Genomic DNA, 12,748 nt, shown 5'->3' on the forward strand with positions numbered 1-12,748 from the left:
AGCCACCGTGCCATGGAAAGAACTGTAGCGCCGGCGCATGAAAAAAGCCGGGGCCCGCGGTGGGACACCCGGCTTTCGTCTGCTTGGGCGCACAAGGATTCGAACCTTGGACCCCTCCCGTGTGAAGCCGGTTTCCTGCTGAACGCCAAAGCGCGCCGCGTCGAATCATGACGAATCACGCTCAGAACACCGCGAAGTCCCGAGCCCTCCACGTGTCAGCCTCGCGTGGTAGTTCTGGCCCGTCGTGGTCGTTCGCGGCGCGTGGGGGCGCGCACTCGCGGGAGTTTGACTCTCTGCTCTCTGTGGTCACTGGAAGGAGAACAACGTGGTGATGAACGCCTCCAACGTCGTGCCGCTCGCGCTGCCGCGCGCGCCTCGGAAGCAGTACCCCTCCCTCTCGGACGCTGCCGTTGGCCGCCTGCCGCGACGCGAGGACGCCTACTACGTGCGCGACGGCGGGGCGCCGGGCCTCGTGCTCCGGGTGGCGCCGGCGGGCGTGAAGTCCTTCCGTTGGTACGTCCACGTGGAGGAGATCGTCGACGGCAAGCCGACGAAGCGGCAACTCGCCGTCACCCTCGGGCGCTGGGCGCCGACGCCCACGCCGGGGCACCTCACGGTCGCAGAGGCCCGGCAGTGGCTCCACCGGCTGAAGGCGGCCCACCGGCACAGCCGCGCCGAGCTCGAGCGCGTGAAGGCGCAACTGGACAGCGAGCTGACGCCGGCGCCGGAGGTGGCTCCTGTCTCCGGGCCCACCGTGCGCGCGCTGTCGGTCGACTTCCTGAAGCAGCTCGCCCGGCAGCGGAAGCGGCCCGAAGCCGCCGAGGCCGACTTCAGGCGCGACGTGCTGCCCGTCCTCGGCGAGGTGGCCGTGGTCGCGGTGACGCCGCGCGACTGCGCGAAGGTGGTGGAGCTCGTCGTGGAGCGAGGCGCAGCGGTACAGGCGGCGAAGGTGCTGGGACTGCTGAAGCGCTTCTTCAAGTTCGCCAGGGCTCGCGGCTACCGGGAGACGAACCCCGCCCGCGACCTCGAGGCGGCCGAGCTGGGCGTCGAGAAGCACACCGCAGGCCGGCGGGCGTTGGAGACGGAGGGGGAACTCCGTGCCTTCTGGCGCGCGTGCGAGACGGGCGAGGCCATGGAGTACTCGCCGCCGGCCGAGGCGCTGCGAGTGGCCCTGCAGCTGCTGCTGCTCACCGGCGTTCGCAGCGGAGAGCTCCGCCAGGCGCGCTGGGCCGACGTCGACCTCGAGGCCGGGTTGTGGACGGTGCCCGTCGAGCACCAGAAGCTGACCGTCAACCAGGCGAAGGACGCGCGGCCCTTCGTCATCCCGCTCGCGCCGACGGCTGTTGCTCTCTTCCGCCGGCTGCGCGAGCTCGCAGGCGACGCGGCGCACGTGCTGCCCCTGCAACGGCTCCGCCGTGCGGGTGTGCCGGCGAAGGGCGAGACCATCGCCGATAAGACGCTGAACAAGGCGATGGGCCGGATGTGGAGCGGCAACCCCGAGTTGTCCAAGCTGGACGAGGCCAGCCCGCACGATCTCCGGCGCACGTGCCGCACCTGGTTGGGGAAGCTGGGCGTGGCGCCCCACGTGGCGGAGCGCTGCCTCAACCACCGACTGCCTCTCATCCAGAAGACCTACGACGTCGGCGACTACCTCGAGGAACGCCGCGCGGCGCTGGTGAAGTGGGACGCCTTCCTCGTGAGCGTCGGCGCCCCAAAGAAATCGCACTTGCAGGTGTAGAACCGGCCCCGCCCCGGTCCCGATTGTGCGTGACGCCACTCACACAGGAGGCGTCACGCATGAAGTCTCTCCGCAGGTGTAGAGCCTCGAACAACTCAACCACGAATGTTGGTGGCGCCACTCACACAGGAGGCACCACCCTATGAAGTCACATCCGCATCCAATCCGGCTCGAGCGAGAGCGTCTCGGGCTCACCCAGGTCGACTTGAGTCTGCGCTCCCAGCTCAGCCTGTCGACCATCCGGCTCGCTGAACGCGGAGTTGCCACCGACCGCACACTTGAGGCCATCGCCGGAGTTCTGGGTGTGTCGGCCCGCAAGATCGCGGGGCCGCGCGAGGCGGGCCATGTCCGCTGACGCCCGCCGCATCATCGGCATCGACGAGGTGTGCCGCCTCACCGGCGACAGCAAGTCCACCATCAACCGCCGCGTGAAGGACGGCAGCTTCCCGCCTCCGCGCGGGCGTGGCCGCGTCCGCAAGTGGTGGCTCCACGAAGTCGAGGCGTGGATGGCCGAGGAGATGGCCACCGAGTTCAAGCCGCTGGCGGTCCCTGTGCCGACGTCCGCACAGCCGGCGCCGGAGCCACCTACCACCTGAAAACGAAGCCCCCGACGCGCGGCAACGCGTCGAGGGCGGAGGGGAACAACGTGCTGACGACAGAATACACCAAACCAGCCGCGGAGACGCTCAAGGCGCTCCGGGCCCGCCTCAAGAAGCTCGAGAAGCTGCAGGCGCAAGACGCCCGCGACCTCGGGAGCACCGTACTGGGCGAAGGCCTCAGCCCCCGCGTGCGAGCGCGCCTCGCTTCCTCTGCAAGCGCGTGGCTCTCGCTGCGGAAGAAGATTCTCGCGCTGGAGCGCAAGCGCAGGGCGGAGCGCACCGCGCCGGGGGCAACGCCATGAGCGCCGCCACCGAAGAGAAGCCGCAGCCGTCGCTGTACGAGGCCGAGGCCGCCGCGGCCGCCATGCGCGCAGGCCTCACCGCGGGCCAGCTCGAGCGCGAGCTCACGCTGACGGTCGCCGCGCTGAGGGCTGCAGGCCGCGAGGACCTGGTGCGCGACGTGGAGAAGGCCGGCGAGTTCCTCCGGCTTTCGTCCATGCGCCTCGCCGTCGTGGTGCGCGTCATCGGGGAGGGCCGGCGATGAGCTGCAACGACCCCACCTGCCCCGGCCACTTCTCCGGGCTCACAGAGACGCAGCACCGGCTTCTGCGCGTCCAGGCGCTGCTCGACGCAGCCGAGGCCGAGCTCTACCGCGCGCAGTCCTCGGCGTACGAGAACGCGCCCGACCGCGAGCGCTTCATCAAGGCGTGCGAGACGCTTCGCGATCTCATCAAGCGGTGGGCAACCTGGTGCGGCCAGCGCGGCTGGCCCTGGGGAGACGGAACGTGACGGTCGCCATCCGGTCCAGCCTCGAGGACGTCATCACGACCGGCCCCAACACCTTCGAGGCGCGCTGTCCCGTCCACGGTGAGTCTGTGCCGGCGCGCCTCGTGCTGACCGTACACCCCGACGGCACAGAGGAGATCCGCTGTCCCGCTGGATGCGGCGCCGAGCAAATCCGAAAGGTGGCCGCAGCGCGGCAAGCGTCGGCGAACTTGTTAGCGGCTCCGCCCTTCCCTCTCGCGACGTTGCCTCCCTGGCTGCAGGAGCATGTGGAGTCCGTCGCCTTCCGGCTCGAGGTGGACCCTGCGCTGCCAGCGGCGCTCTCGCTGGCAGTCGTCTCTGCGGCCGTGGGCGCGCGGTATCGCGTGCGAGCCTGGCAGGCCTTCGAGCAGCCGCTGCACTGGTGGACGACCATCATCCTCGGCTCGGGCGATTCGAAGAGCCCGTGCTTTCACGTGATGCGAAGGCCTCTCGACGACTACCAGCAGGAGCGCCAACGGAAGGAGGCGCCAGCTCTGGAGGAGGCCGGGCGCCGCTTCCAGGTGCTCGCCGCGAAGGCCGCCAAAGCGAAGCGAGACGCCGCAGCCGGGAAGGCGTCCGAGGAGGACGCAGTGGCCGCGCTTCGGACTGCCGACGAGGCTCGTCCCCCCCTGCCCTTCAAGCTCCTCCTCGGACACGTGAGCGGCACCGAGCTGCTCGAGAAGGAGCTCGTCGATCACGGCTTTCTCGCGCACATCCGAGACGAAGCCGACTTCATCAAGGACATCCTCGGGCGCTACGGCAAGCGCGAGGGCCGCATCGACTCCGTGCTCGCCGGCTACGACGGCAGCAGTATCGACTCGGCCACGCTCAGCCGAGGCCAGCAGCGTCGAGAGCGTGTGGGCCTGGTGCTTGCCCTCCTGACACAGCCGGAGACGTACAAGCGGGACGCCGGCGAGAGCAGCTTCGATGGTCGCGGCTTCCTCGAGCGAATGGTGCCAGTCTGGCCGCGCGGCACCGCCGGCGGGCGCGAGATGAACATGCGAGAGGGGAACCGCGGCGCCGAGGAGCGTTACGCCGGGCACATCAAGACGCTCTCGGCGCTCGGTCATGAGCCCGAAGAAGGGGCGGCACCTCGGGTCCTCCGGCTCGACAGCGACGCCATCGAGGTGTTCGTTGCCTTCCGCCAGCGGATCGAGCCGCGCCACCGGGGCGACCTGGAGCCACTCAGCAGCTTCCTCTCGAAGACGCAGGGAGGTGTCGCTCCGAGGCTCGCGGGGCTGCTCGCCCTTGCCTGGCGCCACGAAGCGGCCGAGGTGAACGGCGACGACATGGAGCGCGCCGTTCACCTCGTCGAGCAGTTCTTCATCCCCCACGCACAGCGAGTCGCCGGACTCAACGGCGGAGCGTTCCTGTACAAGCGCGAGCGGGTGCTGAAGTGGGCGCGCGGCCGCGACGGCAAAGTCTTTCTGCCTCGCGATCTCCAGCGCGCTCATGGTGGCCTCTTCGAGTCCGCCGACGACGCCCGCGCACTCCTCGAGGAGCTCGCCGAAGACGGGGTGATGATCCGCACGACTCGCAGGGGCAAGGACAACCGCGCCCTGCCCGACGGCTTCTTCTTGTCGGAGGCCTCGTGAGCCTTTTGTCGGATGCCCTCGCGGCCTACAACCCATTGAGAAGCCACAGGAAAACGCGCCAGCCGGCCTTTTGTCGGTTTGTCGGGTGCCGGAGAGCCTTCAACTGCACGCCCACACCGACTGAAAGGTCTGTCCCTCAGAATTTCCGACACGTCCGACAAGAAGAATCTCTCTCTCTTTTTACTAACTACTACAGCCACTTACGCGCTCTTCAGGCATCCGACAAAAGGCCCGACAAGAGGGCTTCTGTCGGCCGACAAGAGGCCACGAACAGTCACAGAACAGGAGCGGCGACATGACCGACTACCCCAACCGCTTCCGGCCCGGGCAGTCCGGCAACCCCCGCGGCCGCCCGCGCATCGCCGTCGAGCTGCGCGAGCCCATCCGGGAGTGGACGCCGGAGCTGCTCGAGCGGCTTCGAGCCATCGCCCTCGAGGGACGCAACCAGGACGCCACGCGCGCCATCCAGCTGCTGCTCGCCTACGGGTGGGGAGAGCCCCGCCAGGCGCCGGAGGTGAAGGAGGAGCTCGTCGTGGACGCGGAGGCGGTGCCGGCGGACCCGAAGGGCCTGTCGACGCAGCAGCTCGAGGCCATTCGCGCCATCGTCCGCGGGCCGCGCGTGGTGCCGGCGCTGGTGGAGGACGTCGAGGCCGTCGAAGTCGCCCCGGCAACGGCCCTCCCTGCCCCGCTGGTGCGTGAAGTCGACGGCGGAGGGGGCGAGGGGTGAGCGCCTTCGTCGACGCGCAGAGGCGCGAGGAAGCGCTGGCCGCCCGCGTCGAGAAGGGGAAGGCCCTCATGCTGAAGCTGCAGGACGTGCTGCGCTACGAGACGGAGGGACTCAGCGAGGCCGAGATGGCGCGCCGGCTGGGCGTCGAGCACCGCGTGGTGTCGCTCTGGCGGTACGTGCTGCGGCTGTCGACGCGGGTGCCTCGCGACAGCTTCCTGCGCATCATGCGGAATGCCGACAGGCGGAATGAGGCCGGCGACTCCCTGTGAGAGGGAGTGCCCTCCCCTCGAAGGCGATGACTCGGAGTGGCTCCAAGGTCAACGCGCGGGTCACGGTTGATGCGTGATGGCGCGCAAGATACGAGGCGGCCCCATGGCCACCAAGCGCAAGATCGACCGGGAGATTGAAAGGGTGCGGCGCCTCGTTGCGGACCTGGAGAGGCGCTCCAACCGCTCTCCGCCGGACACCACTGGTCGCGTCCTCGTGAAGACGTTGGCCCGTCTCGATGCGATCCGCGAGAAGGACGCTCAATCGAAGGATCGCAAGAGGGCTGCCGGCATTGCGAAGGCCTTTCGTTCACTGCTCGCGACGATGCTCGAGGACCTGGTGCGCCGCGTGACTTCGGACGCCGACGCGCTGGCTGTTGGGAAAGTTCTCCGCTCGAGGACTCACGCAGAAATGCACTGGGCCCCGGGTGCAGAGGTATTCATCGGCCGGGTCGCCGACCTGCTCTACAGCGAAGACGAGTAGTGCCGACGTCGGCACCTCACATCCTGATGCGCCGCAACTCCGGGACGTGCGTGGGCACGCCCACCGTCGCGGTGAAGCTGCCGACGTCCGCTTGCAGCTCGTCGAAGGCGGCCGCCAGCGCGTCCACCTGGTCGTCATGGGCGTCGCCAGCGGTGCCGGTGAAGGCGGCGAGCTCGTCCACGAAGGCAGGCACCCACGGCGCACCCTCCGGCACCAGCACCTTCCCCGCAGCCCAGGCGGCCGCCACTGGCTGCGCGCGGGTGAACTTGTCGCCTTTCGGAGGCAGCTGCCGCAGCGGCAGCTTCTCACGCAGGAAGGCGCCGATGCCTTCCTCGGTGCCCGCGGCGTACCAGCGCCACCGCGCCGTCGCGTGGGCCTTCCGCAACGTGAGGCACCTCTCGATGAGGGCCGGCGGGGGCAGTTGCACGCGCACGACGTTCAGCACGTAGAAGGTGTCACCGACGCGCGCGAGGTGGATCGCCACCGAGTAGTCGCTGGACGTCCTCGCCGTGTAGGCCACATCCAGCCCGAAGGACTCGCGCCAGCCCTTCGCCTTCGCCTCCTCGAGAGCCTTCGGCGTGCAGAGGACGACGTCGCCGAAGACGCGCCCTCCCCTTGGCCGCGGCTGTCCCTGGTAGAGGGACGCCCAGGTGTACTCGCCCACCTCGCGGCGCCGGGTGCGCAGCGCGTCGGCCGTCCACCTCTCCGGCCACAGCGCCCGGCCCTCCGCGTCCAACGCCGGCAGGTTGATGTAGTCGAAGCCCTCGCGCACCAGCTGGCCGATGAGGTCATCCTCGTGCCACCTGGTGGCGAAGACGAAGACGGAGCCCCCAGGCTCGATGCGCGTCGAGGCCACGTCCCGCCACCAGTCCATGAGGCGCTCGCGGTAGACGGCGGACTCCGCCTCCACGCGGTTCTTCACGGGGTCGTCGACGAAGAGGATGCCGTCGATTCCGTGCCCTGTGAGGGGGCCGCCAACGCCCGTCGCCAGCAGCCCTCCGCCCTCGGGCGTGCGCCACTCGTTGAGGGCGTCGACGGAGACGCTGACGCCGGCGTCGAGGGCCAGCTGCCGGGCCCGGCGTGACTTCGAGCGGGAGAGCCTGTCCGCGTAGGTGGCGTAGCCGAAGACGAGCTCCGGCTTCCTCCGCAGGGCGAAGGCGGGCACGTGGAGGACGCTCTCGGACTTGGCGTGACGAGGGGGCGCGCTGCAGCAGACGCGCTGGGGCTGGCCCTCCACCGCGGCCTCGATGCGCTCGAGCAGCGGCGCCAGGTGCTTCGGCGCCGAGTACCGCGGCGACAGCTTCGGGATGAAGGTCTCGAGGCGGCGCAGCTCGAGCTCTGCGTCGACGGCTGCGATGCTGGGGATGGGGAGCGACGGAGCCATGCCCGACGCTGCGTCGCCGGTCGGGGCCGGTTGAACACCACCGCAGCGCTCGCGCGGCGCCTTTGTGGCGCTGTGGTGTAGAACCGGCCCCTCGGCGTTGGGCTTGCTGCGTGCTGTGAGACGACCCAGCGAGACGCGAGTCACGAGTCCGACGTTGGCGCAGAACCTCGGACGGCTGTGCCGCGAGGCGGACTTCGACCTGGTCCGGCTCGGGCAGAAGGCCCGCATCGGCTACAGCACCGCGCGCTCGGCGGCGAAGGGACTCGCGTCCCCCCGCACCGTGCAGCGCCTGGCGAAGGCGCTGGGAGTGCCGACGTCCGCACTCCTCGAGTCCGAGGTGACGCCGTGACGCGCGCCGAAGCGGCGGCCCGGCTCCGGGAGTACACGCGGACGCCGACAGGCGCTCTCCGCTCGCCGGTGACGCATGCGGAAGCCCAGGCGCTCGCGCGGCAGATCATCGACTCGCCGGCGCCGCCGTCGCGCGAGGAGGCCCTCGGGCTGGCGCGTGCCTTCGCGCACCTCGAGCTCGCCCCGCCGCGGCGTGAGGTCGCGACCATCAACGCTCGGTTGGCCGACACGGCCGCGAAGGTCGCCCGCCCGCTCGCCGGCGTGGCGCTCCGCGCAGTCACCCCGCGGGACGCCCACGTGCAGCTGTGCGCGAAGGCGGACGAGCTGGTGAAGGCGGGCGTGTCGCGCACCGACGCGATGGTGCGCGCCATCGAGATGAACCCTGACCTGGCCCGCGCGGCCACTTCCCAGAGGAGAGCCGGACGATGAGCAACGACACGAAGGACGCGAGGACGTTGGAGCAGGAGCTCGCCGAGGAGTTCAGCGCGTTCGCCGAGGCCTGGCTGAAGCGCGCGGCGGCCACCAAAGGCACCTTCATCAACTGCGTCGGCGACGTGAAGAACGCCGTGCACCACATGCGCCGCCACGTGAGGCCGGCGGAGGTGCGGCCGTGAAGCGCGCCCTGCTTCTCGCGGCCCTCTCTCTGCTGGTCGTCGCCGGCGTCGTCCGGGCGCAGCCGCTGGCCACCAGCATGCTCTACCTGTACGTCATCTCCGGCATGTGGGTGACGCCCACCGGGGCCCTGGCGACGTCGCCGAACAAGGTGCGCGGCATGTTGGGCGCGTCCGGCGCCATCGACTTCACGGAGGCGACCACGGGCTGCAGCACCACGACGGCGGACGGCGGAACCGCCACGCTGACGGTGGAGAGCGCCCAGGCGGGCGACCCTTGTGTCGTGGGCGCGCCGTCGACGGGCGGAGCGGCCGACAGCACCTTCAGCTGCTACGTGTCGGCGGCGAACACGGTGACGGTGAAGCACTGCACGCCAGGGACGGCTGTCAACCCTGCGAGCGCCACCTTCTTCGTTCGCGTCATCTCCAGCCAGTGAGCCCCGCCATGCGCGCCCTTCGCGGCATCGACTTCTTCAACAACGACGGTCGGCCGATGGTGTCCCGTCTCTCTCGGCTCGCCGCCTCCACCCGCAGCACGCAAGGAGCAGCACCCATGAGGCCCACCATCCACGACGTCGCCCGGAAGCTCGAGGCGCTCAACGCCGCTCGAGCCAGCCTCGCGCTCCGCATCGACGCACTCGAGGCTCGCGTCGGCGGCGGCGCCTTGGCCACCCTGCGCGAGTACGAGGCGGAGCTCGACAAGCTGCTCGGCGAGGGCGTCAAGCTCGAGGCCGCCACCGCGCGCCTGCGCAGGGAGCCTCGCTTCGAGAAGTTCCTCCGGGCCGAGGCCGCGCAGTCCTACGCCCGCTGAAGTTGTCGCAGCACCCCACCCGCATCACCCAAACGGAGTACACCCGCATGAACCCGCTCAACCTGTTGAAGTCGAAGTCCGTCCCCGCCGACGCGCCTCCGGCTCCGGCCCCCGCCGAGCCTTCTGTCGTCGCCGAGGCTCGCGCGCTGCTGGAGAAGGCCCAGGCGCAGGCGAAGAAGGCCGAGGCAGAGCTCGAGAAGGCCACCACGGCGCGCGACGCCACCGCGAAGAAGCTGGCCGAGCTCGAGGCGCTGGCGGAGCCCACGCCGGCCACGCTCGCCGAAGAGGCGAAGACGAAGCGCCTGCTGGCCCGCCAGCGTGACGTCGCCGACAGCCACATCCAGGCGCTCGAAGGACTCCACGCCGAGGTCGCCGAGGCCGAGGCCGAGCTGCTCGAAGTGCGCCGGGAGGTGCGCGAGGACGAGCTCCGCGCCGAAGGGGCCGCCATCGAGGCCTTCATCGTGGAGTCCGACAAGACGGCGCGCGAGCGGCTTCGGGCGCACCAGGAGGCGATTCGCGCGGCCCGGAGCGAAGGCCTCGCCGGCGCGCACTTCCGCACGGCGGTCAGCCACCGCAACCCGGAGGCCTCGGACCTCCTGCAGGATGTGACCTGGTTCCACCGCGAGAAGGAGCGCGCGCCGAAGCCGGTCCACTCCAACGCCGCGGAGGCAGCGGCCGCCATCTCGGAGGCCTGACGTGGACTCCGTCCTCATCGCGCGCGAGCACCTCTCCGACGCCCAGCGAGCTGCTCGCGACGCGCTGCTCGAGGCGGAGGCGGCCTTCGAGCTCGCCAACGCCGAGTACCAAGCGGCCTTTCGGAATGCGCAGCTGCCGGAGGCGCGCCGGCTCGGGGTGGTCCAGCGCTGGCGGGCCGCCTTCGAGGCTCAGGCCGCCCGGGCCCTTCTCGCTCGAGTTGAAGTTGAACGGCGTGCGCCAGCGCTACGCGTTGGCCGATGGCGGGGCCTCGGGCCTCTTCGGCGCCGGGCCCACGTGCATGCCGGTGACGGAGGGCGACGTCCTCAGCCTGCGCTGCGACGCTGACGTCTTTCTCTGCGAGGCCTCGACGGACGGCGGATGCAGCGCGACGGCCACGGACATCAACCACGGCGTGCGGCTCGGCGCCGGGACGTTGCGGACCTTCGTCCCAGACACCAACACCTCGACGCTGTTGTGCATGAGCTCCGCCGACGGAGGTGCGGCCAACTGCCCAGTTTGGCGGCACCGGTGAAGAACAGGAGGACGACGCGCCAAAGGGTTCGCGTCGGAAGGGCGTCCGGGAGTCTCGTCCATGCGGGCTACTCCGCTCCCGGACGCCCGCCTCATCATCAGGGGCTCGCGGTAAAGGTGCCCCGCGACTCGGTCTTGAAGCTGAGCCGGCAGCGCTGGTCGACAGCGAGCTTCCTCAGCCGCGCTTCGAGTGCCTCCGGCCCATGGTGGTCGAGCGCCTCGTAGAGCCACGTCCTGTGCTCCTTGCCCGGCTCTCGAGTCGGGTAGCCGAGCTTCATCATCTGGTCGTTCAGTGCCTTGCGGGCCGCCGAGAGGAGATCCGCGGACACCTCGCGGGCGGTCTGGGCTTCGAGAGAGGTGTCGCTCACGTCGAACATCTGGCGGAGGGTGGACACCTCGGCGGACGCCTTCGCGTACTGGTCGAACGCATAGCGGGCGCTGGAGTGGTGATCGGTCATGGGCTGCTCCTGGACTACGGGTGGGGTGCTGCAGGGCAGATCGCTACCACGCCCGGCTGACATCGGATGTCAGACCGGCTTTCTCGCCCGCTGAGAGCCGGACTGGAGTCCACGCGCGCAGGGGTGGCCGCGTCCGCAACCGCGCGGTGTGCCGACGTCGGCACCGGGCCGGGCGCCTGCACCTGGTGGCGGGCATGTCTCGGACTCTGGAGCGGCGGCTGTGGTGGGCGTGGAGGCAGTACCGGCACGCGCGGGCGTACGACGGCAGCGAGTGGGCGCGGGAGCGGCTCCGGGTGGCGATGGCCGAGCTCGACGAGGCCGAGCGCGCGGCCCTCAGCGCTTCTTCTTCGTCTCGGCGTGGTGCGCGTCCAGCGCGTAGCGCAGCAGCTGGACGATGACCTCGTTCCGGCTCTGGCCGGCGTCGCGGGCCACCTGGTCCAGCTCCTCCACCATCGCCGCGGCCAGGCGGACGGACGTCGTCTTCAGGTCGACCTCTTCCTTGGGCGTGATGACTGGGGCCATGAAGCCACTGATAGCACTCCTGTACGCGCTCGCGCAATCACGCCGAGGCTTGACATTGATAGTCGCTCTGTGACTATGTTTCCGATTGCAGAACCCACCACAAGGAGAGCCGATGAAAGGGACGAAAGAGGTCCGGTCGTTTGAAGGCAGTTGCCCGCGCTGCGGCTACACGAACCGCGAGGAGGCTCAGGCGCAGCGGGAGCAGCGCGCCATCCGCCGCGCAATCGCCAAGGGCATGCGGGAAGCGGGCCTGAAGCTCACGCCCACGTCGTTCCCGCCCAGCGTGGCGGCGCGGAAGATGGGCATCACGGTGGCCGAGCTGGGCCTGCTGTTGCGGAGGGGCTCCGTGCGCGCGTCGTCCCTCGACGGCCGGCTCAGGGTCACCGACTCCGAGGTGAGGCGGTACCGCGAGGACCAGCTGGGTCTGCCGATGGCGCGCCGCTGGCGCTTCCCGGCCGCCGCGGGCGCGCGTGAGCGGGCGCGCGTGCTGAAGCGCGCGGCCGCCGGGCTGGGGGCGCTGCCGTGACGGACGAGGCGCTCTGGACGGCCAACGAGGTTGCCGGCTACCTCAAGGTGTCGCGGAGCTGGGTCTACCTCCACGTGGAGTCGGGCGATCTCCCCCACCGCCGCCTGGGCGGGCTGCTCCGCTTCGTGCCGGAGCAGCTTCGGGCCTATGCCCGCGGCGAGACGCAGCCGCGCGCGGTGGGCTTGCTCGAGCACGTCCAGCCTCGGGGTTGCCAGTGAGCGCCGGCACGCCGAAGCTGCTCACCGTCGACGAGGCCCTCGAGGTGCTGAGGATCTCCCGCTCGAAGCTCCATCAGCTCGTGCGCCAGGGCGAACTCGCCGCGGTGAGGCTCGGCCGGCGCACCCCCTTCCGTCCCGAAGCCCTCTCTGAGTTGGTCGCGTCCCACGAGACGCGGGCAGAGAAGGCCTCCGCGCGGCTTCCGGGCCTGCGGTGAGTCGCACGGGGTCACACTTGCAGGACTGTGATTCCCGCGGTGACTCTGGCGCCTCTTCCGTAGCGCCTTCGGATTCGCTAACTACCTGTGGGCGCACAAGGATTCGAACCTTGGACCCCTCCCGTGTGAAGGGAGTGCTCTACCACTGAGCTATGCACCCGATTGAGGCGTCGCGTAGTGCCACGCCCCTCCGTGCGTGTCAACGACGGCCTTGG

Annotated in this window: 23 protein-coding genes and 1 tRNA gene; 20 read left to right on the plus strand and 4 right to left on the minus strand. The window is 70.2% G+C overall.

Going from position 1 to position 12,748, the window contains the following annotated elements:
• Positions 1–331 precede the first annotated feature (331 nt).
• The 10 genes from IT371_09920 to IT371_09965 all read left to right on the plus strand — a co-directional run bounded on the left by IT371_09920 (position 332) and on the right by IT371_09965 (position 6,213).
• The gene (locus IT371_09920) at positions 332–1,738 is read left to right on the plus strand and encodes a tyrosine-type recombinase/integrase (GenBank protein MCC6747964.1); all 1,407 of its coding nucleotides are present in this window, start codon (positions 332–334) and stop codon (positions 1,736–1,738) included.
• A gap of 142 nt (positions 1,739–1,880) precedes the next feature.
• Positions 1,881–2,093, plus strand: coding sequence for a helix-turn-helix domain-containing protein (locus tag IT371_09925; protein MCC6747965.1), 213 nt, complete (start codon positions 1,881–1,883; stop codon positions 2,091–2,093).
• Complete coding sequence (locus IT371_09930; GenBank protein ID MCC6747966.1) at positions 2,083–2,334, plus strand: AlpA family phage regulatory protein; 252 nt, start codon at positions 2,083–2,085, stop codon at positions 2,332–2,334. The genes IT371_09925 and IT371_09930 overlap by 11 nt, the downstream gene beginning before the upstream one ends.
• A 50-nt stretch (positions 2,335–2,384) precedes the next feature.
• A complete protein-coding gene (locus IT371_09935; GenBank protein ID MCC6747967.1) occupies positions 2,385–2,639 on the plus strand; it encodes a hypothetical protein in 255 nt (84 codons plus the stop codon).
• Positions 2,636–2,881, plus strand: a complete 246-nt coding sequence (locus IT371_09940) for a hypothetical protein (GenBank protein ID MCC6747968.1) — start codon at positions 2,636–2,638, stop codon at positions 2,879–2,881. Before IT371_09935 ends, IT371_09940 begins: the two co-directional genes overlap by 4 nt.
• Positions 2,878–3,126, plus strand: a complete 249-nt coding sequence (locus IT371_09945; GenBank protein ID MCC6747969.1) for a hypothetical protein — start codon at positions 2,878–2,880, stop codon at positions 3,124–3,126. The genes IT371_09940 and IT371_09945 overlap by 4 nt, the downstream gene beginning before the upstream one ends.
• Positions 3,123–4,736, plus strand: coding sequence for a DUF3987 domain-containing protein (locus tag IT371_09950; protein ID MCC6747970.1), 1,614 nt, complete (start codon positions 3,123–3,125; stop codon positions 4,734–4,736). Before IT371_09945 ends, IT371_09950 begins: the two co-directional genes overlap by 4 nt.
• Positions 4,737–5,031: 295 nt before the next feature.
• Entirely contained in the window at positions 5,032–5,463 is a 432-nt protein-coding gene (locus IT371_09955; GenBank protein MCC6747971.1) for a hypothetical protein, read from the plus strand.
• On the plus strand, positions 5,460–5,732 hold the full coding sequence (locus IT371_09960) for a hypothetical protein (protein MCC6747972.1): 273 nt from the start codon (positions 5,460–5,462) through the stop codon (positions 5,730–5,732). The genes IT371_09955 and IT371_09960 overlap by 4 nt, the downstream gene beginning before the upstream one ends.
• 103 nt (positions 5,733–5,835) lie before the next feature.
• Positions 5,836–6,213 carry a hypothetical protein gene (locus tag IT371_09965; GenBank protein ID MCC6747973.1) on the plus strand — a complete coding sequence of 126 codons (378 nt, stop codon included), beginning with the start codon at positions 5,836–5,838 and terminating at the stop codon, positions 6,211–6,213.
• Positions 6,214–6,229: 16 nt separating this feature from the next.
• Here the strand turns inward: IT371_09965 and terL are convergent, their stop codons facing one another.
• Positions 6,230–7,597 carry a phage terminase large subunit gene (gene terL, locus IT371_09970; protein MCC6747974.1) on the minus strand — a complete coding sequence of 456 codons (1,368 nt, stop codon included), beginning with the start codon at positions 7,595–7,597 and terminating at the stop codon, positions 6,230–6,232.
• 115 nt (positions 7,598–7,712) lie between these two features.
• On the opposite strand from terL, the gene IT371_09975 reads away from it, so the two are divergent.
• From IT371_09975 to IT371_10005, 7 genes are all read left to right on the plus strand, one after another.
• Positions 7,713–7,946 carry a hypothetical protein gene (locus IT371_09975; protein MCC6747975.1) on the plus strand — a complete coding sequence of 78 codons (234 nt, stop codon included), beginning with the start codon at positions 7,713–7,715 and terminating at the stop codon, positions 7,944–7,946.
• Positions 7,943–8,374 (plus strand): hypothetical protein, encoded by a 432-nt coding sequence (locus IT371_09980; GenBank protein ID MCC6747976.1) that lies wholly within the window; start codon positions 7,943–7,945, stop codon positions 8,372–8,374. Before IT371_09975 ends, IT371_09980 begins: the two co-directional genes overlap by 4 nt.
• The gene (locus tag IT371_09985; GenBank protein MCC6747977.1) at positions 8,371–8,559 is read left to right on the plus strand and encodes a hypothetical protein; all 189 of its coding nucleotides are present in this window, start codon (positions 8,371–8,373) and stop codon (positions 8,557–8,559) included. Before IT371_09980 ends, IT371_09985 begins: the two co-directional genes overlap by 4 nt.
• Positions 8,556–8,993, plus strand: coding sequence for a hypothetical protein (locus tag IT371_09990; protein ID MCC6747978.1), 438 nt, complete (start codon positions 8,556–8,558; stop codon positions 8,991–8,993). Before IT371_09985 ends, IT371_09990 begins: the two co-directional genes overlap by 4 nt.
• A gap of 116 nt (positions 8,994–9,109) precedes the next feature.
• Positions 9,110–9,367, plus strand: coding sequence for a hypothetical protein (locus IT371_09995; GenBank protein ID MCC6747979.1), 258 nt, complete (start codon positions 9,110–9,112; stop codon positions 9,365–9,367).
• A 47-nt stretch (positions 9,368–9,414) separates the two neighbouring features.
• Positions 9,415–10,062, plus strand: a complete 648-nt coding sequence (locus tag IT371_10000) for a hypothetical protein (protein MCC6747980.1) — start codon at positions 9,415–9,417, stop codon at positions 10,060–10,062.
• Between the two features lie 233 nt (positions 10,063–10,295).
• Positions 10,296–10,595, plus strand: coding sequence for a hypothetical protein (locus IT371_10005; protein ID MCC6747981.1), 300 nt, complete (start codon positions 10,296–10,298; stop codon positions 10,593–10,595).
• A 97-nt stretch (positions 10,596–10,692) separates the two neighbouring features.
• On the opposite strand, the gene IT371_10010 is transcribed toward IT371_10005, so the two are convergent.
• Positions 10,693–11,052 carry a hypothetical protein gene (locus tag IT371_10010; GenBank protein ID MCC6747982.1) on the minus strand — a complete coding sequence of 120 codons (360 nt, stop codon included), beginning with the start codon at positions 11,050–11,052 and terminating at the stop codon, positions 10,693–10,695.
• 333 nt (positions 11,053–11,385) lie between these two features.
• Positions 11,386–11,574 carry a ribbon-helix-helix protein, CopG family gene (locus IT371_10015; GenBank protein ID MCC6747983.1) on the minus strand — a complete coding sequence of 63 codons (189 nt, stop codon included), beginning with the start codon at positions 11,572–11,574 and terminating at the stop codon, positions 11,386–11,388.
• A 112-nt stretch (positions 11,575–11,686) separates the two neighbouring features.
• Here IT371_10015 and IT371_10020 point away from each other — a divergent pair, with 112 nt between their 5' ends.
• Genes IT371_10020 through IT371_10030 form a run of 3 tightly spaced genes read left to right on the plus strand, consistent with a single transcriptional unit; the run spans position 11,687 to position 12,533 of the window.
• On the plus strand, positions 11,687–12,100 hold the full coding sequence (locus tag IT371_10020) for a hypothetical protein (protein MCC6747984.1): 414 nt from the start codon (positions 11,687–11,689) through the stop codon (positions 12,098–12,100).
• Positions 12,097–12,318, plus strand: coding sequence for a helix-turn-helix domain-containing protein (locus IT371_10025; GenBank protein ID MCC6747985.1), 222 nt, complete (start codon positions 12,097–12,099; stop codon positions 12,316–12,318). The genes IT371_10020 and IT371_10025 overlap by 4 nt, the downstream gene beginning before the upstream one ends.
• On the plus strand, positions 12,315–12,533 hold the full coding sequence (locus tag IT371_10030; protein ID MCC6747986.1) for a helix-turn-helix domain-containing protein: 219 nt from the start codon (positions 12,315–12,317) through the stop codon (positions 12,531–12,533). Before IT371_10025 ends, IT371_10030 begins: the two co-directional genes overlap by 4 nt.
• Before the next feature lie 88 nt (positions 12,534–12,621).
• Here the strand turns inward: IT371_10030 and IT371_10035 are convergent.
• A tRNA-Val gene (locus tag IT371_10035) sits at positions 12,622–12,693 on the minus strand.
• Between the last annotated feature and the right edge of the window lie 55 nt (positions 12,694–12,748).

This window comes from Deltaproteobacteria bacterium (genome assembly GCA_020848905.1).
Taxonomy (GTDB): Bacteria; Myxococcota_A; Polyangia.